Annotated in this window: 20 protein-coding genes and 1 pseudogene; 12 read left to right on the top strand and 9 right to left on the bottom strand. The window is 69.0% G+C overall.

Translation table 11 applies throughout. The features are described 5' to 3' along the window. Window positions 1-13: 13 nt before the first annotated feature. The 6 genes from QE397_RS13145 to QE397_RS13120 are packed head-to-tail and all read left to right on the top strand — an operon-like array spanning window position 14 to window position 6658. Window positions 14-982: an ABC transporter substrate-binding protein gene (locus QE397_RS13145; protein WP_307095211.1), complete on the top strand. Its 969-nt coding sequence runs from the start codon at window positions 14-16 to the stop codon at window positions 980-982. Between the two features lie 23 nt (window positions 983-1005). Continuing rightward, the gene (locus QE397_RS13140; protein WP_051612945.1) at window positions 1006-1509 is read left to right on the top strand and encodes a GNAT family N-acetyltransferase; all 504 of its coding nucleotides are present in this window, start codon (window positions 1006-1008) and stop codon (window positions 1507-1509) included. A 45-nt stretch (window positions 1510-1554) separates the two neighbouring features. Further along, window positions 1555-3183 carry an ABC transporter substrate-binding protein gene (locus QE397_RS13135; RefSeq protein ID WP_285188266.1) on the top strand — a complete coding sequence of 543 codons (1629 nt, stop codon included), beginning with the start codon at window positions 1555-1557 and terminating at the stop codon, window positions 3181-3183. Between the two features lies 1 nt (window position 3184). Continuing rightward, entirely contained in the window at window positions 3185-4156 is a 972-nt protein-coding gene (locus tag QE397_RS13130; RefSeq protein ID WP_222638255.1) for an ABC transporter permease, read from the top strand. Next, the gene (locus QE397_RS13125) at window positions 4149-5033 is read left to right on the top strand and encodes an ABC transporter permease (RefSeq protein WP_222627539.1); all 885 of its coding nucleotides are present in this window, start codon (window positions 4149-4151) and stop codon (window positions 5031-5033) included. The genes QE397_RS13130 and QE397_RS13125 overlap by 8 nt, the downstream gene beginning before the upstream one ends. Beyond that, complete coding sequence (locus QE397_RS13120; RefSeq protein WP_307095207.1) at window positions 5030-6658, top strand: ABC transporter ATP-binding protein; 1629 nt, start codon at window positions 5030-5032, stop codon at window positions 6656-6658. Before QE397_RS13125 ends, QE397_RS13120 begins: the two co-directional genes overlap by 4 nt. Before the next feature lie 185 nt (window positions 6659-6843). Here the strand turns inward: QE397_RS13120 and QE397_RS13115 are convergent, their stop codons facing one another. Continuing rightward, window positions 6844-8217, bottom strand: a complete 1374-nt coding sequence (locus tag QE397_RS13115) for an MFS transporter (RefSeq protein ID WP_307095203.1) — start codon at window positions 8215-8217, stop codon at window positions 6844-6846. 80 nt (window positions 8218-8297) lie between these two features. On the opposite strand from QE397_RS13115, the gene QE397_RS13110 reads away from it, so the two are divergent. The 3 genes from QE397_RS13110 to msrA all read left to right on the top strand — a co-directional run bounded on the left by QE397_RS13110 (window position 8298) and on the right by msrA (window position 10345). Further along, complete coding sequence (locus QE397_RS13110) at window positions 8298-8813, top strand: helix-turn-helix domain-containing protein (protein WP_307095201.1); 516 nt, start codon at window positions 8298-8300, stop codon at window positions 8811-8813. Between the two features lie 109 nt (window positions 8814-8922). Continuing rightward, window positions 8923-9723: a GAF and ANTAR domain-containing protein gene (locus tag QE397_RS13105; RefSeq protein ID WP_261775855.1), complete on the top strand. Its 801-nt coding sequence runs from the start codon at window positions 8923-8925 to the stop codon at window positions 9721-9723. A gap of 85 nt (window positions 9724-9808) precedes the next feature. Continuing rightward, complete coding sequence (gene msrA, locus QE397_RS13100; RefSeq protein WP_056447231.1) at window positions 9809-10345, top strand: peptide-methionine (S)-S-oxide reductase MsrA; 537 nt, start codon at window positions 9809-9811, stop codon at window positions 10343-10345. 30 nt (window positions 10346-10375) lie between these two features. On the opposite strand, the gene QE397_RS13095 is transcribed toward msrA, so the two are convergent. Beyond that, window positions 10376-11176, bottom strand: coding sequence for a HugZ family protein (locus QE397_RS13095; RefSeq protein ID WP_307095198.1), 801 nt, complete (start codon window positions 11174-11176; stop codon window positions 10376-10378). Window positions 11177-11396: 220 nt separating this feature from the next. Continuing rightward, window positions 11397-12125 carry a pirin family protein gene (locus QE397_RS13090; RefSeq protein WP_307095196.1) on the bottom strand — a complete coding sequence of 243 codons (729 nt, stop codon included), beginning with the start codon at window positions 12123-12125 and terminating at the stop codon, window positions 11397-11399. Between the two features lie 64 nt (window positions 12126-12189). Between QE397_RS13090 and QE397_RS13085 the strand changes: the two genes are divergently transcribed. Further along, window positions 12190-13017, top strand: coding sequence for an SDR family oxidoreductase (locus tag QE397_RS13085; protein ID WP_056447585.1), 828 nt, complete (start codon window positions 12190-12192; stop codon window positions 13015-13017). On the opposite strand, the gene QE397_RS13080 is transcribed toward QE397_RS13085, so the two are convergent. Then, window positions 13005-14231: an MFS transporter gene (locus QE397_RS13080; protein WP_222638250.1), complete on the bottom strand. Its 1227-nt coding sequence runs from the start codon at window positions 14229-14231 to the stop codon at window positions 13005-13007. The two genes, QE397_RS13085 and QE397_RS13080, sit on opposite strands and share 13 nt — an antisense overlap. 85 nt (window positions 14232-14316) lie before the next feature. Here QE397_RS13080 and QE397_RS13075 point away from each other — a divergent pair. Continuing rightward, a pseudogene (locus QE397_RS13075) lies at window positions 14317-14460 on the top strand (LysR family transcriptional regulator); the annotation flags it as partial. Window positions 14461-14770: 310 nt separating this feature from the next. Further along, entirely contained in the window at window positions 14771-15226 is a 456-nt protein-coding gene (locus QE397_RS13070; RefSeq protein WP_307095192.1) for a LysR substrate-binding domain-containing protein, read from the top strand. A gap of 9 nt (window positions 15227-15235) precedes the next feature. Here QE397_RS13070 and QE397_RS13065 read toward each other — a convergent pair whose 3' ends face one another. The 5 genes from QE397_RS13065 to QE397_RS13045 are packed head-to-tail and all read right to left on the bottom strand — an operon-like array spanning window position 15236 to window position 20410. Next, on the bottom strand, window positions 15236-16018 hold the full coding sequence (locus QE397_RS13065; protein ID WP_307095190.1) for a TauD/TfdA family dioxygenase: 783 nt from the start codon (window positions 16016-16018) through the stop codon (window positions 15236-15238). Next, the gene (locus QE397_RS13060) at window positions 16015-17100 is read right to left on the bottom strand and encodes a D-alanine--D-alanine ligase (protein ID WP_307095188.1); all 1086 of its coding nucleotides are present in this window, start codon (window positions 17098-17100) and stop codon (window positions 16015-16017) included. The genes QE397_RS13065 and QE397_RS13060 overlap by 4 nt, the downstream gene beginning before the upstream one ends. Further along, entirely contained in the window at window positions 17093-18385 is a 1293-nt protein-coding gene (locus tag QE397_RS13055; protein WP_307095187.1) for an ATP-grasp enzyme, read from the bottom strand. The genes QE397_RS13060 and QE397_RS13055 overlap by 8 nt, the downstream gene beginning before the upstream one ends. Beyond that, the gene (locus QE397_RS13050) at window positions 18382-19176 is read right to left on the bottom strand and encodes an O-methyltransferase (RefSeq protein WP_285188300.1); all 795 of its coding nucleotides are present in this window, start codon (window positions 19174-19176) and stop codon (window positions 18382-18384) included. Before QE397_RS13050 ends, QE397_RS13055 begins: the two co-directional genes overlap by 4 nt. Beyond that, the gene (locus QE397_RS13045; protein WP_027504001.1) at window positions 19169-20410 is read right to left on the bottom strand and encodes a sedoheptulose 7-phosphate cyclase; all 1242 of its coding nucleotides are present in this window, start codon (window positions 20408-20410) and stop codon (window positions 19169-19171) included. The genes QE397_RS13050 and QE397_RS13045 overlap by 8 nt, the downstream gene beginning before the upstream one ends. Between the last annotated feature and the right edge of the window lie 77 nt (window positions 20411-20487).

Below are 20487 nucleotides of genomic sequence, written 5' to 3'. Positions count from 1 at the left end.
AGTGACCTCTCCCATGTCTCGATCGTCCCGTCGCCTCGCGTCGGTCCTGTCCTCCGTCGCCGTCCTCGCGCTCGTCGCGTCCGCGTGCGGCGAACCCGCAGCCGAGAACACCGTGGTGTCCGAAGCCGGTGTCTCCTATGATCTCTCGCCCGAGCAGTCCGGGCGCATCCACACCGAGAAGGTGGACGACATCGCGGCGAAGGTGCCGCAGGCAATCCGTGATCGCGGAACCCTCGTCGTCACCGGAACAGCGGGTGCGACTCCGCCTCTCGGCTTCTATGCCACCGACGACACCACCGTCGTCGGATCCGAGATCGATCTCGCGAGCCTCTTCGCCGACGTCCTCGGTCTCTCGGTCGACCGCCGCACCGCGGACTGGGCCCAGAACTTCGTGAAGATCGATTCGGGCGAGAACGACGCCTTCATCTCGAACGTGACGGTCACGGAGGAGCGCAAGGAGAAGTACGACTTCGCCACCTACCGCCTCGACAACGTCGCCCTCGAGGTTCCGACGGACTCCGACTGGACGTTCACCGACCGCAAGGACATCGCCGGCAAGAAGATCGGTGTCTCGTCCGGTACCAACCAGGAACAACTGCTCGTCGACTGGAACACGCAGAACGGGGCGGAGGGCATCGCGCCCGCCGAGATCGTCTACTACCAGAACGCCGCCGACTACTACCTCGCCCTGTCCTCGAAGCGCATCGACGGGTACCTCGGACCCAATCCGTCCGCGCAGTACCACTCGTCGAGCACAGGGGAGTCGAAGATCATCGGCACCTTCTCCGGTGCGGGCGAGGCGCTCCAGGGTGAGATCGCCGTCCTGGTGAAGAAGGACAGCGGGCTCGCCGAGGCGTTCGCGGAGGCCATCGATCACACCATCGAGAACGGGACCTACCAGCAGGTGCTGGACAAGTGGGGGCTCGGCGGCGAGGCCGTGTCGGCCTCGGAGATCAATCCACCCGGGCTCCCGAAGAAGTGACCTCGGTCCGACAAGGAGCACCCGTGGCCGGCAGCGATCGCCCGCAGCTCGAGGTCGCGCGAGTCGACCAGGGCGATCCGCTGGCACGACCCCTGCTCGCGGAGCTGGCGATCGAATACAGCACCCGCTACGGCGGGACCGCCGACCAGATGTACTCGGCTCTGTCCACCCATCCGGCAGAGGACTTCGCGCCGCCGCACGGCGGGCTGATCGTGCTCCTCGAGAACGGTGAACCTGTTGCCGGCGGGGCGTTTCGGCGTCACGACGAGCAGACCGCCGAACTGAAGCGCATCTGGACGTCCGCATCGCACCGCCGACGAGGACTCGCTCGGCGCGTTCTCACCGAACTCGAATCGGAGATCGCTGTCCGAAACTACGAGAGCATCCACCTCACCACCGGGTGGCGCCAACCGGAGGCTGTCGGCCTGTATCTGGCGGCGGGGTACACACCGCTGTTCGACCCGGTGGCCCCGCCGGCCGAGGGCGTGCCCCGTGCGTTCCGGAAGACGACTCGACCCACCAACTGACCCCCGTTCTTCGTTCCTGCACACACACCTCTTGGAGTTGACCCAGTGATCGACCGCCATCAACGGACACCCGCCGTCAGTGCCGCGATCGGCCTCGTCGCCCTGACCACGGCCCTCACCGCCTGCGGCGGCGCTGCTGGTTCGGCGGGCGCCGACGCCGGCCCCGCTCAGCCGGGAGGCACCCTGAACTACGGACTCTCCACAGCGCCGACGTGCTCGGATCCCGCGCAGGCAGGGACCAACCAGACGATCTACGTCACGCGCGCCGTGGTCGACTCACTCACCGATCAGGATCCCGACACTGGCGAGATCGTGCCGTGGCTCGCCGAGAAGTGGGAGACCGACGCGGATGCGACGTCGTTCACGTTCACACTGAAGGACGGGGTGTCGTTCAGCGACGGCACACCGGTCACCGCGCAGTCGGTCAAGAACAACTTCGACGCCATCGTGGGCACGCTCGGGGCGGCGAAGGCGCCGCTCGCCGCCAGCTATCTCGCGGGATACGTCGGGACGACCGTGGTCGACCCGCGGACCGCGCAGGTGACCTTCTCGTCGCCCAATGCGCAGTTCCTGCAGGCATCGGCGACCTCACAGCTGGGACTGCAGGCCGATGCCACCACGTCGCTGTCCGCCGAGGAGCGCTGCCAGGGAGGAAACATCGGCAGTGGCCCGTTCACGTACACCGACTACCAGCAGGATCGATCGGTGAGTGTGGCCAGGCGAGCCGGCTATTCCTGGGGTTCGCCGGCGTTCGGTCACACCGGTGAGGCCTACCTGGACGGCATCGAGTTCACGGTGGTGCCGGAATCGGGCGTCCGGACCGGAAGCCTGTCGTCGGGTCAGCTCGACGCCGTCAGCGACGCGCTCCCGCAGGACGCACCGACCATCGAGGCGACCGGCGGTCGAGTGCTGACGACGTCGAATCCCGGAACACCCTTCGGTATAGCGCCCAATGTCTCGCGAGGCGTACTGGCCGACCCGGACGTGCGCCGCGCACTCGTCCCCGCGATCGACCGTCAGCAGTTGGTCGACACCGTCCTCGGCCCGAACTTCCTGCCGGCGACCAGCACTCTCGCGAGCAGGACGCCCGGCTACGTGTCGTTGCCCGACGTGACCTTCGACGCCGACGCGGCGCGGACCGAGCTCGACCGTGCGGGTTGGGTACCGGCCGCGGACGGGATCCGCGAGAAGGACGGTCAGCGGCTCAGCTTCTCGATCCTGTTCAGCGCAGTGTTCGCGGGCAACCAGGCAATTCTCGAGTTGCTGCAGCAGCAGTTGCGGGACGTCGGTGTCGATGCCCGGCTCGAGCTGACGTCCGTGCCCGAGTCGATCGCACGACAGAACGCCGGTGACTTCGACGCGACGTACTACAACAGCACGCGTGCCGACGGCGACATACTGCGGACGTCGTTCGCGGCGGACGGCCGAAATCTCAACCAGCGTGGCCCGATCGCCGATCTGGATGCCTCGTTGACCGATCAGCTGCGCACGACGGACACGACGCAGCGCGGCGAGTACCTGGCGAACGCACAGCAGCAGGTGCTCGACAACGGACTGTGGATCCCGACCGTCGAACTGTCGCAGGCGGTCGGCGCGAGCTCGGCGGTGCAGGACCAGAGGTTCGACGCGTCTGCTCGGCTGCAGTTCTTCGACACCTGGTTGAGCAGGAGCTGACATGCTTCGCTACCTCGGCCTGCGCGTCCTGCAGGCGATCGGTGTCCTGTGGGCCGCGTTCACCATCTCCTTCGTGGTGCTGTTCCTGCTGCCCTCCGATCCGGTGAGCATCGCGGTCGATTCCGGCGGCGGCAGTGGCACCCCGGTGGACGCGGCCGCGGTCGCCGAGCTGCAGGCCCGGTACGGACTGGACAAGCCTGTCCTCGAGCAGTACTGGACATCGCTCACCAGCGCGATCCGCGGTGACTTCGGCACGTCCATCTCCACGGGTCAGCCGGTGACCACCGCGATCCTGGGCGCCGTTCCGAGCACCCTCGCCCTGGCCGGTCTCGCGCTGATGCTCGCCGTCGGTGTCGGTGGGGGGCTCGCCTTTCTCGCTACCTACACCCGCGCACGATGGTTGCGTACCGCGCTGCTCTCCCTCCCTCCGCTGGGCGTCGCGGTGCCGACGTTCTGGGTGGGACTCCTGCTCCTGCAGGTGTTCTCGTTCGGGCTGCCGATCTTCCCGGCGTTCGGCGACCGCGGGTTCGGATCGCTGGTGCTGCCGGCGATCACGCTGGCGGTACCGACCGGGGCCGTCATCGCGCAGGTGCTCGCGACCAGCCTGACCACGACGTGGCGGCAACCGTTCACCACCGCGGCCGAGGCGAAGGGTGCGTCCCGGTGGCGGATCCAGACTCGCCACGTGCTGCGCCTGGCCAGCGTGCCGGCGTTCACCATCGCCGGCGTCCTCGTCGGCGAACTGTTGGCCGGTTCGGTGGTCGTCGAGACCGTGTTCTCCCGGGCCGGCGTGGGCCGACTGACGCAGACATCGGTTCTCGCGCAGGACATCCCGGTGGTGCAGGGAATCGTGGTCCTCACGTCGCTGGTGTTCGTGGTCGTCACGCTGGCCGTGGACATCGTGTACCCCCTGATCGATCCCCGGATCGTCCAGCGCACCACCCGACCCACGAAGGAGCCGGCCCATGTCTGACGTCCTGGTACGTGAGACGGTCCACGCGAGCGTCTCGCCCGAGCCGACGTCCCGTCGACGGCGAGTGACCCCGCGGGCCGTCGGCGGCAGGATCGGCGTGGCGGTGTCGGTGGCCGTCCTGATCGTCGCCATCGGGTTCGCCATCGTCCCGTCTCTTTTCGCCAGTGGGGATCCCTTGCGCGGCGTCCCGGCGGAGAAGTTGCAGGGACCCAGCGCCGCTCACTGGTTCGGCACCGACAACATCGGCCGCGACGTCTGGACCCGGGTCGTGCACGGTGCCGGGTTGTCGCTCAGCGCGACGCTGATGGCCGTGGCCATCGCGCTCGTGGCGGGATCGATTCTCGGCCTGATCGGAGGCGCTGTCGGCGGAATCGTCGACGCGGTGCTCATGCGTCTCGTCGACGTGCTGTTGTCCATCCCGACTCTGCTGCTGGCCCTGGCCCTGGTCACCGCTCTCGGTTTCGGAACCGTGAACGTCGCGATCGCGGTCGGTGTCACCCTCGTCGCGAGCTTCGCGCGCGTGATGCGGTCCGAGGTGCTGCGCGTAAGGCGGTCGCTGTACGTGGAGGCCGCCTTCGCGTCGGGTTCGCGGTGGCACACCGTGCTGTGGACCCACATTCTCCGGAACGCGTACCCACCCGTGATCGCCCTGGCGGCAGTGCAGTTCGGCATGGCCGTGCTCGCTGTGTCGTCGCTCAGTTTCCTCGGTTTCGGAGCGGTACCGCCCACACCGGAATGGGGTTCGCTCGTGTCGGAGGGGCGCAACTTCCTCGCCACCTCCTGGTGGCTCACCACGCTGCCCGGTCTCGTCATCGTGGCGGTCGTGCTGTCGGCGCACAGAGTGGGCCACGCGCTGGATCGGGGTGATCGAGCATGAGCAGCAGGAGTGGAGCCGGCGGAACGACCCGGTCGAGCCTGCTCAGGGTCGACGGTCTGCGCGTGTCGTACGGGGCGACAGAGGCCGTGCGGGGTGTCGACTTCGAGATCGCGCGGGGTGAAGTGCTCGCCCTGGTCGGCGAGTCGGGCAGCGGCAAGACGACCACGGCCCAGGCGATCATCGGTCTGCTCGCCGGATCGGGCACCGTCACCGGGGGCACCGTCACGTTCGACGGTGACCGTGTCGACGACGCGGGACACCGTCGGTGGGAGAAGCTTCGCGGTGCGCACATCGGTCTGGTGCCGCAGGACCCGACCACGTCGCTCAATCCCGTGAAGCGAGTGGGGGAGCAGGTCGCAGAGGTGCTCCGCATCCACGGCCGGGCCGACCGGCGCAGCGCCGCGGCGGCGGCCGTGCGGATACTCGACGAGGCGGGGATCGACAATCCGGAGCTCCGTGCTCGGCAGTATCCGCAAGACCTGTCCGGCGGGCAGCGTCAGCGCGTGCTCATCGGTGTCGCGCTGGCGTGCGAGCCGGAGCTGGTGATCGCCGACGAGCCGACCAGCGCTCTGGACGTGACCGTGCAGCGCCGCATTCTCGACCACCTCGCGGATCGGATCGCCGAGCACGGCACCTCGGTACTGCTGATCACGCACGACCTCGGGATCGCGGCCGACCGCGCCGATCGGATCGCCGTCATGCGTGACGGTGAGATCGTCGAGATCGGGCCGGCGCGAGAGGTGTTGGAGAACCCGACCGCCGACTACACGAGAAGCCTGATCGCGTCCGCGCCGTCTCTGACGTCGGTACGGCTGCCGCGTGCGACGCGCGAGGCGCAGCCGGTCCTGTTGTCGCTGAGACACGTGTCCAAGACGTTCCGCATCGGTCGTGGGCAGAACCTGACGGCGGTGGACGGGGTGTCGCTCGACGTCGAGCGCGGACGGACGGTGTCGATCGTCGGGGAGAGCGGCTCGGGAAAGTCCACCACCGCTCGCATCGCCCTACGGCTCGAGAACCCGTCGGCGGGGTCGGTCGTCTTCGACGGCGACGACATCACGTCCGCACGCGGCAGGGAGTTGCGCACCCTCAGGCGACGCTTCCAGATCGTGTATCAGAACCCGTACGCATCGCTGAATCCCGCACTGCGCGTGCGGGACATCGTGGCGGAACCGCTCGTCGCGTTCGGGCTCGGATCACGCTCCACGCGTCCCGCCCGGGTGGCCGAACTGCTCGAGCAGGTCGCCCTGGCGCCGGAGTACCTCGACAGGCGCCCCGCCGAGCTGTCCGGTGGGCAGCGCCAGCGGGTCGCCATCGCCCGCGCGCTGGCTCTCCACCCGGAGTTGCTCGTGCTCGACGAACCGGTGTCCGCACTGGACGTCTCGGTGCAGGCGCAGATTCTCGAACTCCTCACTCGGCTGCAGGACGAGCTGGATCTGAGCTATCTGTTCATCTCCCACGATCTCGCGGTCGTGCGGCAGATCAGCGACACGGTGCTGGTGATGCGCAACGGGCGAGTGGTCGAGTCCGGGTCGGCGGAGGACGTGTTCGATCGACCGCAGCACGAGTACACCAGGGAACTGCGCAACGCCGTTCCGGGAACGGGAGTCGACGCACGACCGTCGTGACCTTTCCGATCACGCCGAGCAGAACTGTGTCTCCGCGCGCCGCGCGGCTCTAGCGTCGGGCCATGACCTGGAACTCGATCATCGATTCGATTCGTCACTGGGTGTCCGACTGGAGCGACGAGTCTGCCGCCGGCTGCGTCGAGGCCGCGGTGCGCACCTCGTTCTGAGGGCGCGCGACGACGCTGTCAGCGTGCGGCTCTCGGCCGTGTCGCCGCGACGACCGCGGCCCCCAGCGCGGTGATCGCCATGACGACGATCACGGCGTGGTTCCAGCCGTCGAACACCGCGGACGGCGCGGTGCCGGCCGACAGGACCACCACCGACACCACGGTCACGCCGATCGCCGAGCCGAGGTAGCGCGCGGTGTTGTTCGCCCCGCTTCCCATGGCGGCGCGCCCGGCTGGGACGCTCGCGACGGCCTCGCGGCCGAGGGCGGCGTTGACTATTCCTGTCGCGGCGCCGGCCAGGACGAGACCCGGCACGAGGCGCAGGGGCGACGACGTCTCGGACAGTCCGAGTAACAGCCCCGTCCCGACGGCGACGCCGACGAGGCCCAGGGCCAGTTGCGTTCGGCCGGAGACGGACGCGGGTATGCGCCGCGCGAGCAGGGCGGTGATCACGCTCGTCGCCGACCTGCCGAAGAGCAGGAAGGCGCTGTGGAGTGCGTCCAGACCGAATGCGGCGCCGACGAATCCGGCCATGTACGACATCAGCGCGATCACCCCGGCTCCGGTGGCGAGTGCGGCGACGGTGGCGGCGAGGAAGGCGGGTTGGCGCAGCAGCGTGAGATCGAGCATGGGCGACGCGGTCCGGCGTTCGTGCAGAACGAAACCCGCGAGCAACAGCGCGGCCACGGCGAGCAGGACGAGGGGTAGGGGTCGCGTCCACCCGGCACGGCCCTCGACGAGCGCGGCGAGGAGGGCCGACAGACCCCCGGACAGGGCGACGGCGCCGATCAGGTCCAGCCCGCGCGGTGTCTCCGTGCGGGATTCGGCGAGGAGGCGCCCTGCGACGACCGCGGCGACGAGTGTCAGCGCGGTGAGCAGCCAGTACCCCTCGCGCCACGTGGCGAGACGATCCGAGGTCGCGGACAGCAGGGGCCCGAGGGTGATGCCCGCGCCGACGGCCGCGCCCCAGATGCCGCTGGCGCGGGCGCGCAGCGGGCCGGGTTCGAAGGCGTGCGCGATGACGCCGAGACTCGACGCCAGCACCGCGCCCGCGCCGACGCCCTGGACCACGCGGGCGAGGACGAACACGAGCGTGGACGGCGCGGCCGCGCACACAGCGGACGCGAGGGCGAGGACGACGAGACCGAGAACGAAGGTGCGGCGACGGCCGATGTCGTCGGCGAGTGCGCCGGACACCAGCAACGCGGCACTGAGGCCGATGCTCATCGAGCTCAGGATCCAGGTTCTGCCCGACGCGTCGCTCCCGAGCGTCGCGGCGGTGCTGCCGATGGTCGCCAGGGGAAACGTGAACGCAGCCAGGGCGAGGAGGGTCCCGAACGCTGCGACGGGCAGGGGACGGGCGAGAGGTGGTGCGGATCGCTGCTGAGTCATGCCCGTCCTTCGGTTCGGTGAGCGAACCGTAACCCGCCGATATGGTTCGGTCAACAGACCGTTCGAGGTAGGCTCGAGCCATGGCGATGGGAACGGATTACGCCGCGCAGGACTGCTCGCTCGCTCGCGCCCTGGAGATCGTGGGGGAGCGGTGGACACTTCTCGTCGTGCGGGACTCCCTGTTCGGTGTGCGCCGGTTCTCCGACTTCCAGCACCACCTCGGCATGTCGAAGGCAGTGCTGTCGCAGCGCCTGTCGGCCCTGGTGGACAACGGGTTGCTGAGCAGGGAACGAGTCGGTGGGCGTGAGGAATACCGTCCCACCGAGATCCTCGTCGACCTGTGGCCCGCGCTGCACGCGCTGACGGTGTGGGGTGAACGAGCAGTGCCCGCGCAGGACGGCCCCCGTCGGGTGTTCCGACACGAACCGTGCGGCGGTGAGCTCGACGATCACGGCAGCTGCCCGCAGTGCGGGACCGTGCCCGCTGCCGGTCGGGTCGTCATGTCGCCGGGGCCGGGTGTGACCGCGACCCCGCGGCCGAACACCGTGTCCCGCGCGCTCCGCGCACCTCGTCGGTTGCTCGAGCCGATCAGGTGACGGCGACACCCGGCGCGAGGTGAAGGGGGGCGGTCGCGCGACGGCCCCCGGGGCCTCGCTCTATTCTGGACCGGGTCGGAAACACAGGTCCGCGACACGGTCGGTTGTCATGGGCGTCGAGAGTGGGGAACACATGACGGTGCCGTACGGCGATCGCGGCGATCTCGTCCGCACCATCGACGAGGACACCTCCGTCGATCAGCAGGCGTCTGCGCTCGGCAGCATCGCCGAGATGGCCCGCACTCTCCGCGGAACCCGTCGATCGGTGGACGACACGCTGACAGCCCTGGTGCGGTCGGCCACGCAGCTCATGCCCGGCGTCGACCATGCGTGCGTCACCGTGATGACCGGTGCGCGGCGCACCATCCACGCCCGCACCGACGACGTCGCCGCCGATCTCTGCCGTGTGCAGTTCGAACTGGGTGAGGGGCCCACCGAGAACGAGATCTGGCAGATCGACACCGTCGTGGCCGAGAATCTCGGCAGCGAGCGGCGGTGGCCCTCCTTCGCCGCGGCCGCACGCGACAGGGGAATCGAGTCGATGGCGGCGTTCCGCCTCTACACCGATCCGTCGGCGCGTGATCTCGGCGTGTTGCTGCTGTTCAGCAGGACTGCCGACGCCTTCGACGCCGATGCTCAGATGGTCGGATCCGCGCTCGCCGCCCACGGCGCGGTGGCGCTGCTCAGTGCCCGCGACGACCAGAACTTCCGGGACGGCCTCGCGAGTCGCGACATCATCGGCCAGGCCAAGGGGATCCTCATGGAGCGATTCGACGTCGATGCCGTGCAGGCCTTCACGATGCTTGCGCACATCTCCCAGTCCGAGAACCGCCCGCTGCGGGAGGTCGCGCTGTCTCTGATCGAGGAGTCGCATCCCACGAGGTCCGTCGAGGTTCCGCCCGTCGCGTGACGGCCCGCCGGAACTGCCCGTCGGAACAACGCGGTGCGCGCGGACGTTGACGGAACAGAGTGTTACTGCGACAAGAGGAGACACCATGGCGGACAGCACACAGGCAGGTTCCACGACCGAGACGGCCATCCTGGCGGGTGGATGCTTCTGGGGTGTCGAGGAACTGATCCGCAAGCAGCCAGGCGTGCTCTCCACGCGCGTCGGGTACTCGGGCGGAGACGTGCCGAACGCGACGTACCGGAACCACGGCACGCACGCCGAGGCGGTCGAGATCGTGTTCGACCCGACCCGGACGACCTACCGCGACATCCTGGAGTTCTTCTTCCAGATTCACGACCCGTCGACGAAGAACCGTCAGGGCAACGACCGCGGAGTGAGCTACCGCTCGGCGATCTTCTACACCTCCGACGAGCAGAAGCGCGTCGCGCTGGACACGATCGCCGACGTCGACGCGTCCGGTATCTGGCCCGGAAAGGTGGTCACCGAGGTCACCGCGGCGAGCGAGTTCTGGGAGGCCGAGCCCGAACATCAGGACTACCTGCAGCGGATCCCCAACGGATACACCTGCCACTGGGTCCGCCCCGACTGGAAGTTGCCGCGTCGGAACGCTGCGGTCAGCTGAGCCGTTCGACCATCGACGCCCGTCGTTCCCTCAGGGGCGGCGGGCGTTTCTCGTCAGCTCGATCGTCGCGGCACGGAGATCGTCGAGTGACGCCAACGGCGACGTGTAGCCGACTCGCGTGTAGGACACGCCTCTCGGTGTGGTGACCGTGATGTCGAGTCCGTAGCGGTCGGCGCCGGTGCACACAGCGGACGTCGCATCGGGGAATCCGCCGAATGCCGCGGTCATCGCGGTGAGTGCGTCCGCGTGGTCGGCGTTCAGGTGCTCCACCGCAGGCCCGCTCACCGGCCGTACCGGATCCGGTACGGCGGCTGCGTAGTCCGCCGCCGTGGCCGAGTCCATGCGGCCGTAGTCGCCCACCCATCTGACTCGGTCCACCGACAGGATCCAGACGGTGAAGTCGCTGTAGTCGATGTAGTACCGCGCCGCCGGGACGGCCGCCAGGTGCGCCTCCCGCGCAGCCTCGACGTCCGAGCCCGACGGCCGAAGCACGGTGCCCGCCAGCGTGATACGTCCGCTCGCGAGCGGATCACTGTTCTCGCCCGGAGCGACGACGGACAGACTCACCCGTGGATCCGCCGCGAGATTGCGACCGTGCTCCGCCATGTGGGAGACACAGAGCACGGGGTTCCCGCCCAGGAGGCCGTACGTCACGTAGGACGCCCACGGATGACCGTCGGCCGAGAGGCTCGCGAGCGTGGCCGTGTTGGTCGACGCGGCCACCGTGCGCGCCTCCTCCGCCGCGGACGGCCGGCGAGGGTGGGTGACGGGAGCGGTGGGCGTCGGCATCGACGGGGCGTCGCCGGGGTCGCCGTGATCGAGAGTGGCCATGGGCGAACACTACCGGCGCCCGGCGCCGACCGGTGGCGCCGGAATGCCCTAGCGGACGGGCGGTCGCAGCAGGAGGGCAGCGCCCGAACCGACACCGACCACCATGAACATCAGCAGCATGACGACGTTGGCCATCTCGTTCTCCGTCTTCCGGGCGGGTACGTCCACATCGCGACCCGTGTGGACAGTTCTCTACCCCCGGCCGTGTGACCGCAAACACTCACGCATGAGCGTGCATCTCCCACACCAGGATCTCGGCCGACGACGTTGTGTGGACGACATGTCCGCCGGTGTCGGTACCGCGGAGCGCGTCACCGTGACCGAGTGTTCCGATGCCGTCGATCTCGACGGTGCCGCGCGCGACGAAGAGGTGGAGGAACGGCGCGGTGGGGAGGGTGACGGGCGTGCCCGGCCGCAGCCGCGCCACGTGGAGCGCCGCCTTGCTCTGGCCCAGTCCGACGGCCGTGCCACCGCGGTCACGGTCGAGTCCCGACGCGACCGTGACCAGGCGGCCGGAGGCCAGTTCGCCTGCCGCCGCGTACTCCTCGTACCCGGGCGGCCGCCCGTTCTCGTCCGGCGGAAGCCACATCTGGACGACCCGCAGCGGTGTCCCGGCGGAATATCCGGCCCCGTTCCGCTCGGAGTGGACGACGCCGGAGCCCGCACTCATCCGCTGCGCCAACCCGGGCGTGATGGTCCCCTCGTTCCCGAGCGAGTCACGGTGCACCAGTGATCCGTCCAGCACCCAGGTCACGATCTCGACGTCGGCGTGCTGGTGGCTGTCGAATCCCTCGCCCGCGTCGACGGTGTCGTCGTTGTGGACGAGCAGCAACCCGTGCGCATTCGCGGCGAGATCGAAGTTGCCCGCCACGGGGAAGGACTGCCAGGAGTCCAGCCACTCGTTGCGCCAGTGGATTCGATCGGCAGCGGGTACGACGACGTCGGGCATGACACGCACAGTACGCGGGCACATCGACACTGCGACGCGATGTGATGACAGCTATCATCAGATGATGGTGGGACGACGGCGACCGTTGGCGGACCTCGCAGGCAAGGTGGTGGTGATCACCGGAGCCGGATCCGGCATGGGCCGCGCGTACGCGGCGGCCTACGCCGCACGCGGGGCGGTCCTCGCGCTCGGCGACATCGACGGCAACGCCCTCGCGGAGACGGTGACGAGCCTGCCCTCTGGCGGCACGGTGCTCACCGAGGTGTACGACGTGGCCGATCGCGACGCCGTCGCGGCCTTCGCCGCCCGCGTCGCCCGGGAGGTGGGCCCGGCGACCGTCGTCGTCAACAACGCCGGCATCGAGGGCGGTTTCCGGCCCGCCTGGCATCTCGACGACGCGTCCTACGACCGGGTGATGGCGGTCAATCTCGGTGGGGTGGTGCACGGGACGCGCGCCTTCCTGCCGCAGCTGATGTCGCGGCCGGCGGCTGCGCTGGTGAACGTGTCCTCCATCTTCGGACTGCAGGGGACGCCGAACCACACCGACTACTGCGCCAGCAAGTTCGCGGTGCGGGGATTCACCGAGGCCCTCGCGACCGAACTCGCCGGGTCCACCGTCTCGGTCCACCTGGTCCATCCGGGCGGCGTGGCGACCAACATCTCGCGGGCCGAGGGATCCCAGCAGTTCGCAGCGAAGTACTACGCCACCTCGCCCGAGGCGGTGGCCGAGCGCGTGGTGCGGGACGTCGAGTCCGGACGGATGCGCATCGTCACCGGACACCGGTCGCGCCAGGTCGCCTTCGGGGCCCGGTTCCTGCCGCTCCCGCTCATGGTCCGGCTCGTCCGTCGCGACATGAACGACATCCTGGACCCCGGCGACTACGCCGACTGAGCCTCGGCGCCGGGCGACCGCAGGACCAGTGCCCACAGAGCGGCGACGACGGCCAGTGCGATGACGAACGCGGCCATGGCTGACCAGCCGTAGGCCTGATACACGACGCCGCCCGTCCAGCCGACGATGCTCGAACCGCCGTAGTAGAAGAGGTTGTAGAGCGACGCCGCCTGAGCGCGACCGTCCGTCGCGCGATGCCCGGTCCATCCGGACGCGATGGCGTGCGCGGCGAAGAATCCCATCGTGAACACCACCAGGCCGAGGAGTACGACGATCAGCGAGTGCGCGATCGTCAGGGCGACCCCGGCGATCATGACGCCCGTCGACCCGGCGAGCACCGCGGAGCGTCCGAACCGGCCGGCCAGCTGTCCGGCGACGCGAGACGAGACGGTTCCGCTGAGATAGGCGATGAAGATGAGGCTGATCAGCGACTGGGGGAGTCCGAACGGGGCTGCCTCGAGGCGGAAGCCCAGATAGTTGTAGACGGTGACGAAGCCGCCCATGAGCAGGAACGCCTGCCCGAACAGCGCGCGCATGCCGGGGTCCCGGAGGTGTGTGGTGACGCGTTTCCCCAGCCCCGGGCCGCCGTCCCGCGCAGGGAGCGCGCGCCGCGGTGCGGGGGCGAGGCGCAGGAAGGCGATCGCGGCCACGGCGGCGATGATCGAGACCGTCAGTGTTCCGATGCGCCAGTTCGTGTACTCGGCGACGGGTCCGGCGACGATGCGGCCGAGCAGCCCGCCCAGCGTGGTGCCCGAGACGTAGGTGGCCGCGGCCACCGCGGTGTTCCGGCGGTGCACCTCCTCGCTGAGGTAGGCGATCGCGATGGCCGGCAGCCCGCCGAGGGCGGCGCCCTCCACGAACCGCACCGTCAGCAGCATCGGCAACGACGTGGAGAGCGGGACGACGAGGCCCAGGACGGTGGCCGTGACGATCGAGATGCTCATGGCACGCACCCGGCCGACGCGGTCGGCCACCACGGACCACGGCAGTACGGCGACCGCGACGCCGACCGTGGCGCAGCCCACCGCGAGCGAGGACTGCGACGGCGTGATCGAGAGGTTCGAGGCGATGAGCGGGAGGATGCCCTGGACGGAGTACAGCTGGGCGAAAGTGGCGACACCGGCGAGAAGCAGCCCGGCGACGAGCCTGCGGTACTCGCGGGACCCACGGGTGTGTCCGTCCCAGTCGGTGTCGGTCGCCTCGTCGATGGTCACGGGATCCGACGGTAGGCCGGACGCGACCTATTCGTCCAATGCATTGCATCTCGCACAATCATGATCGTGACGTATCGTTCGATTCATGCGTGAGGAAGCCGAGGCACTCCTGCCTCTGATCCCGACACTGCTCGCCGTGGCGGAGACCGAACACATCACCGAGGCGGCGCACGTCCTCGGCCTCCCGCAGCCGACGGTGAGCCGGCAACTCGCCCGCGCCTCGGCCGCGTTGGGAGTGGCGGTCGTCGAGCGTCGTGGTCGGGGCATCGCCCTCACGCCTGCGGGACGTGCACTGATGCCCTTCCTCGACCGGGCGGTCCGCGAACTCGAGGCCGGGCTCGACGCCATGACCGAGCAGGACGCCCGCACTCGTGGCCGCATCTCGGTCAGCTTCCAGAACACGGTGGGCGAGGGCGTGCTCCCGCTGCTCATCAAGCGCTTCCTCGCCGATCATCCCGCCGTCACGTTCACCCTCGACCAGGGGCGCGCGGGCCCGGTGCCTCGACAGACTGGAGGACGGGAGCGCGGACCTCGCATTCGTGGCGCTCGGCACCGAACACGGCACCGACACGTCCTTCGGGCTGTACGACGAGAGGCTCGTGTTGGTCGTCCCGTCCGATCACCGACTGGCGGGCCGCCGATCGGTGGACCTCGTGGAAACGGCGGACGACCCGTACGTGGCGATGGAACACGGGTACGGCATGCGTTCTCTCTGCGAGACACTGTGGGCCGCTGCGGGAATGGCCCCGACCATCGCCTTCGAGGGGCAGGACATCCACACCGTGCGCGGGCTGGTCGGGGCGGGCCTCGGCGTCAGCGTCCTCCCTCGCACGACCACTCCCGCCGGCCGGCTGCCCACGGTCGACATCGCGGTGAACGACCCCGCGGCGCGGCGGCGCATCGGCGTGGTGTGGCCCGCACGCACCCTGCCGGCGCAGGCCCTCGCCTTCCGCGACATGGTGGTGCGGCGAGGGGCCGCTGTCCTGGCGCGCTGACGATCGGCCTCAGGAGCGAGCGCGACCGTCGGTTGCCATCCCGCGGTGCATCACCCGGTCGCCCACCACTCCGCTGTGGTCGGCCCGGTGCATGACGCACCGGTTGTCCCACAAGACGACGTCGCCCGGCTGCCACGTGTGCCGGTGCACGTTGTCCTCGGCGGTGGAGTGGTCGTAGAGGAACCGGACGGTCTCGGCGGTCTCGTCGGGCGACATTCCGCTGATCGACGCGCATCGCGCGGGAGTCGACAGGTAGAGCGAGCGCCGTCCGCTGATCGGATGGGTCGCCACGAGCGGATGCACTGCGGACGACTCGGCATCGTCGGCGAGATCGAGACCGGTCACGACGTGCGTGAGCGTGCGGTCGACGAGCTCGTCGCGAAGGTCGTCGGGCAGTGTGTCCCACGCGCGGTACTGGTTGCTGAAGACGGTCTGTCCTCCCTCCGACGGCACGGTGACCGCACGGAGCGAGGTGTACGCCGGTGGGTGTGCCACATAGCTCGTGTCCACGTGGAAGGTGGAGCGCGGCGTCGTCGTCCGGCCGACATTGCTGATGACGTTGAGATCCGGGTGTCCGGGGACCGGTGTCTCGCCCTCGGTGAACACGAGTTCGCCGAACGCACGGAGGAACTCGGTGAAACGGTCGTCGTCGAGCGACTGCCCCCGGAAGACGACGACGCCGTGATCTGCTGCGAGGCGGCGTGTCTCGTCGATTCCCGCCGCGTCGAGGTCCTCCACCCGGACGTCCTCGACGTGTGCGCCGACGGGTTCGAGGGTGGTGTGTCGCATCATCGTGCTCCTTCGATCGAGAGTTCGCGCAGTCCTGCGGCGAACAGGTCCTCGAGACTGATTCCCGCGGCCGCAGCCATCACCGCGACCACGCTGCCCCGCGCGTAGGAGCAGTACAGGCCTGCCTCGAGAAACCACGGTCGACCGTCGGGGTCCACCCGGAAGTCGAAGAGGCTGTAGTGCCGACACCCCAGCGCTCGGTGGCACTCGAGGGCCACCGCGTGGATCCGCTCGGTGATCGGATCGTCCTCGGGGACGATCCACGCCTTCGTGGCGTTCTTGGCCACCAGGTACAGCGCCCCGTCCTCGTCGCGGGACAACTTGTCCTCGCGTGTGCGGATCGGACGATCGTCCGCGTCCACGGCGTACTCCTCGAGCGGCAGGCACACCGGTTCACCGTCCACCACGACGATGCCGCAGCGCACCTCACGTCCCAACTCGACGTAGCGCTCCACCAGCACCCGGCGGGAGAACCGCGTAGCGTCCGCGAGCGCGTCGGTGTACTCGTCAGGAGTGCGCGCGAGCGACACCCCCACCGAGTTGTCGGAGTCCACCGGCTTGACGACCACCGGTAACGGGACGGGCGACCGCGTGCCTGACCGTGGTGCGTCCGGGGGCACGACGACGACGTGGCCCTCCGGCACCGGAACGCCCGCCGCAGCGACCACCGCTCGGGTCAGCGCCTTGTCCGCCGCGAGTGCCATCACGTCGGCGGTGTTGCCCAGCAGAGCGAGACCCACGACGTCGACCAGCGCCCGGTAGGACGTCATGCCGGGCAGGCAGAACATCTGCGGCACGACGACGTCGACACCCAGAGCCTCGATGTGACGCAGCGCGTCCGCGAGCGACAGAGGCGGAGCCGCCGCCACAGCGTCGTCGGTGAGATCGACCGGGAAGCGCCACGTGCGGTCGGGCGAGACCAGTGCGACGTGGAACTCGTACCGTGCGGGATCGGCGAGCGCGGACAGCGCGTCCGAGGCGTACACCCGCGACAGGTCCGAGTGGAACTCGTCCTCGGCGGACCCCGCGAGGTGCAGCACGGTCACCCGTGCGGTCGGGTGGACGAAAGCCGTGTCGTCAGTCACCGCCGGCCTCCACGAGTTTGCCGATGTTGAAGTCGATGCGGCTCCACGAGCGACCGGCGCGAAGGTTCGCCCAGATCAGCGACGGCATGTGGAGGTGGTGAAGCATGAAGTAGGGCAACGGATCCCACCGCGTGAACACCGCGTCCTTCCCGGTGGCGATGGTGCGTGCGCGGGCGAGGCGGCCAGGCTGGGTGAGCAGCCGCCAGATCTCGTGGTAGATCCAGTAGGTCGGCCGGGCGGACGGGAGCGGCGTGATGACGGGGTGCCCGTCGTCGAGGTACGCAGCCGCCACGTCCGGGTGATCGTGGAACATGGTGATGGCCGAATGCGTTCGCGGATTGCACTCGATGGCGTAGGCGTGGCCGTCCGCCGCCTCGATGAAGTCGAAGGACACCTGGCCCGTGAGCCCGAGCTCGCCGACGAAATGCTCCACCCACGACCGGATCTCGGGCTTGTCCACCATGGCGTAGTTGATCTGGAACGCCGACGACTCGCAGCACCCGTACACCTGCACGCGCCCGTTGCGGACAGTCGAGTGGGTGCAGTACTCCTGACCGGTGACGAACTCCTGCATGATCCACGGATCCTCGTCCGAGATATCGAGCCCGGAGACGAACGCGGCATTCGCCGCGCGGTCCCGTCCCGTCAACGGCGTGAGGTCCATACGACCCACCGGGTTGTACGCGATGCGCTTGAGGATGTAGGTACGGCCGTCGGGGAAGTCGAAGTCCTCGACCTGCCGACGGTCGGTGACGAGGTGTGATTCCGGCACGCGCAGACCGAGCGACTCCGCGACCTTCGAGAACTGCACCTTGTCGTCGAGCATGCGCACGGTGGCCGAGTCGACGTGGACGACGTCGCACCGCCCGTCGAGCAGACGACCGACCTCGGCGTCCGGCACGCTGGACGCCGGACTCGACACCGGCACGAACACGTCCGCTCTCTCGCTCAGCACGATGTCGGCGATCGCGCGCGCATATCCGGGTTCCGACGCCTCGGGGACGGTGTGGAACACGTCCACCGCTCGGGAGAACCGATGCGCGGTGTACCGGTACTTGGCCGATTCGACCAGTACCACCCGGTGGCCGGCGCCGTGGAACGATCTCGCGAGTTGTAGCGCCTTGGTCATCTTGCCGCCATTGATCACGACCGTCCTACGTTGTGCGGCAGGCGAACCGGGTGCCGTGCGCGGTCGGGCGAGCGCCGCCAGGACGGGCACGAGGTCGAGCGGGGCGGTGACGAGCGAGCCGGCGAGGACCGCCACGGACCGGCCGACGCTCGTCACGACGCGCTCGATCGACGGATGAGCGTCAGTCCGTCCCGCAGCGGGACCAGGACCTGCTCGACGCGGGAGTCCGCCGCCACGGCGCGATTGAACTCCGCGATGGCGGAACCGTTGTCCGACATGGCCGTACCGAGGTACGGCTCGGCCTGCAGGAGTGTGTTGTCGACGGCGACCACGGCGTCCGGCGTCAGCAGCTCGGAGTCGAGAAGCGCCGTCAGGTATCCGAGGTACCCGGCCTTGTCGGCGTCGATGAACACCAGGTCGAACCGACGTCCCTCGTCGGCGAGACGGGTGAGGGACTCCGCCGCAGGACCGACGAGAATCTCGATCGCGTCACCTGCCGGCGACGCGTCGAAGCACTGTCGGGCGAACGCCGCGACGGGTTCGTCCAGTTCACAGGCGACGATGCTTCCGCCGGGTGGAAGTGCCTCGGCCATGGCGAGAGCGGAGTACCCCGTGAACATGCCGATCTCGAGGACCGACGTGGCGCGGGTCATCCGCACGAGGAAGTCGAGGAAACGTCCCTCGACGTGGCCGGACAGCATCTCCTGCTCGAGCGCGCTGCCGGACCATTCCGCGGATCGGGTGCGTGCGGCCAGATCCGCGAGAGCGGGTGATTCCGGGGTGGTGCACTCGTCCAGGTACGGGTCGAGGCCCGCGATCACGTCACGCGCACGCCGAGCGCGGCCGAGAACGGCTGCCGGGACCCCGAGGTCGTCGAGGTCCCGGCACAGCTCCGTCAGCTCGGCCGCGGCGATGGTGGTCGGTGTGACCGGCCGTGCATCACTCATCGTGGGACGAACCGACCGCGACCTCCGGTTGCGGCGCGGTGAACATGTCCACGCCGTCGCCGTCGCGGTCGTGCTCGAGGCAGATCTTCTTGTGCAGGGTGAGCGTGTCCGACAGCTCGTCGACGGTCACGTCGTTCAGGAATTCGCAGGACCCGATGGGCGCCGGCACCGCCGCGCGGAGAATCCCGTCTCGGGTCTTGAGGATGGACGACGTGGCCTCGGCGAGCAGGTCGGCCGTCAGGTACGAGCTGTCGAGCGCGAGCCCGATCCCGCTCATGACGCCGAGCACGCGGTCGCGGTCGTCGGCCGTGATGTGGCCGCGCTGCTCCGCGAGGGTGGTGGACAGCGCCATGTCGATGTTGATGGCGTGTCCGTGGAAGAACGGCGCGGGCGGGGTGAGCTCGAGCGTCGGACTCCAGGTGTGGCCGAAAGCGATCACGCGATCGAGGTCGATCTCGTGGAGGTTGGGCGCTTCCAGGTCCAGCATGGTCGCGATGGCCTTGTAGGTGAGGCGGTCAGCGATCTCGCGCAGTTCCGCGGTGCCGTCGAGGTGACCGAAACGCGTCGCGAGCAGCTCCGGGCCGTGCTTCTCGAGCATCTCGAAGATCTCGAGATTGCCCACGACGGAGATCTTGATGAGTTCCGCCATGCCGTTGCGGACCTGGTCCTCCGGCAGGGTGCCCAGGAAACTGAAGTCCAGCAACACCTTTTGCGAGGCGTGGTACGCGCCCAGACGGTTCTTGTGCTTGCCGTAGTTGACGGCGACCTTGATGCTGACGCTGGCGTCGATGAGACCGATCAGCGTCGTGGGGATGCGGATGTACGGCGTGTTCCGGCGGTAGCTGGCGCACGCGAAGCCGGCGACGTCCGTCGTGAGTCCGCCGCCGACGACCAGGACGGGCTCGGTGCGCACCAGGCCGAAGCGATCGAACTCGCCCACGATCCGCTCGAAGGTCTCGATCGACTTCGCCGTCTCGCGGATCTGCACCGGGACGATGGTCAGCGCGATGTCGTGATGGCGGAAATAGGTGTGGATCGCGTCGCCGTACAGCGCGAGGACGCTGTCGTCCACCACCATCAGGCAGCGGCCGTACGGCCGGTAGCTGTCCGCGAGCTCGGTGTTCGCGGTGTCGAAGACGCCGTCGACGTACACGAGGTCGTACTCGATCTTCTCGTATCCCTCGACGTGGAAGGTGCGATCGTCTGCGGTGACACGTGCCTGGAGGTTGCTCACTACTTCTCTCCCGAGGAAAACGGTTCGCGAGCATCGCGCTCGACGGGTGAACCGGGGTTGGCGTGGATGTGACTCGA

The organism is Rhodococcus sp. SORGH_AS_0301 (assembly GCF_030818285.1).
GTDB lineage: Bacteria > Actinomycetota > Actinomycetes > Mycobacteriales > Mycobacteriaceae > Rhodococcoides.
The sequence above is the reverse complement of the archived record's forward strand: the minus strand, read 5'-3'. Positions and strand labels throughout refer to the sequence as shown.

Bases quoted from the DNA above. Each gene is read 5' to 3' on its own strand.
- QE397_RS13065 (WP_307095190.1), bottom strand. From the start codon at position 16,018: ATGATGCGACACACCACCCTCGAACCCGTCGGCGCACACGTCGAGGAC.
- QE397_RS13095 (WP_307095198.1), bottom strand. From the start codon at position 11,176: ATGGCCACTCTCGATCACGGCGACCCCGGCGACGCCCCGTCGATGCCG.
- msrA (WP_056447231.1), top strand. From the start codon at position 9,809: ATGGCGGACAGCACACAGGCAGGTTCCACGACCGAGACGGCCATCCTG.
- QE397_RS13085 (WP_056447585.1), top strand. From the start codon at position 12,190: ATGGTGGGACGACGGCGACCGTTGGCGGACCTCGCAGGCAAGGTGGTG.
- QE397_RS13105 (WP_261775855.1), top strand. From the start codon at position 8,923: ATGGGCGTCGAGAGTGGGGAACACATGACGGTGCCGTACGGCGATCGC.
- QE397_RS13130 (WP_222638255.1), top strand. From the start codon at position 3,185: ATGCTTCGCTACCTCGGCCTGCGCGTCCTGCAGGCGATCGGTGTCCTG.
- QE397_RS13110 (WP_307095201.1), top strand. From the start codon at position 8,298: ATGGCGATGGGAACGGATTACGCCGCGCAGGACTGCTCGCTCGCTCGC.
- QE397_RS13145 (WP_307095211.1), top strand. From the start codon at position 14: ATGTCTCGATCGTCCCGTCGCCTCGCGTCGGTCCTGTCCTCCGTCGCC.
- QE397_RS13115 (WP_307095203.1), bottom strand. From the start codon at position 8,217: ATGACTCAGCAGCGATCCGCACCACCTCTCGCCCGTCCCCTGCCCGTC.
- QE397_RS13050 (WP_285188300.1), bottom strand. From the start codon at position 19,176: ATGAGTGATGCACGGCCGGTCACACCGACCACCATCGCCGCGGCCGAG.
- QE397_RS13120 (WP_307095207.1), top strand. From the start codon at position 5,030: ATGAGCAGCAGGAGTGGAGCCGGCGGAACGACCCGGTCGAGCCTGCTC.
- QE397_RS13090 (WP_307095196.1), bottom strand. From the start codon at position 12,125: ATGCCCGACGTCGTCGTACCCGCTGCCGATCGAATCCACTGGCGCAAC.
- QE397_RS13125 (WP_222627539.1), top strand. From the start codon at position 4,149: ATGTCTGACGTCCTGGTACGTGAGACGGTCCACGCGAGCGTCTCGCCC.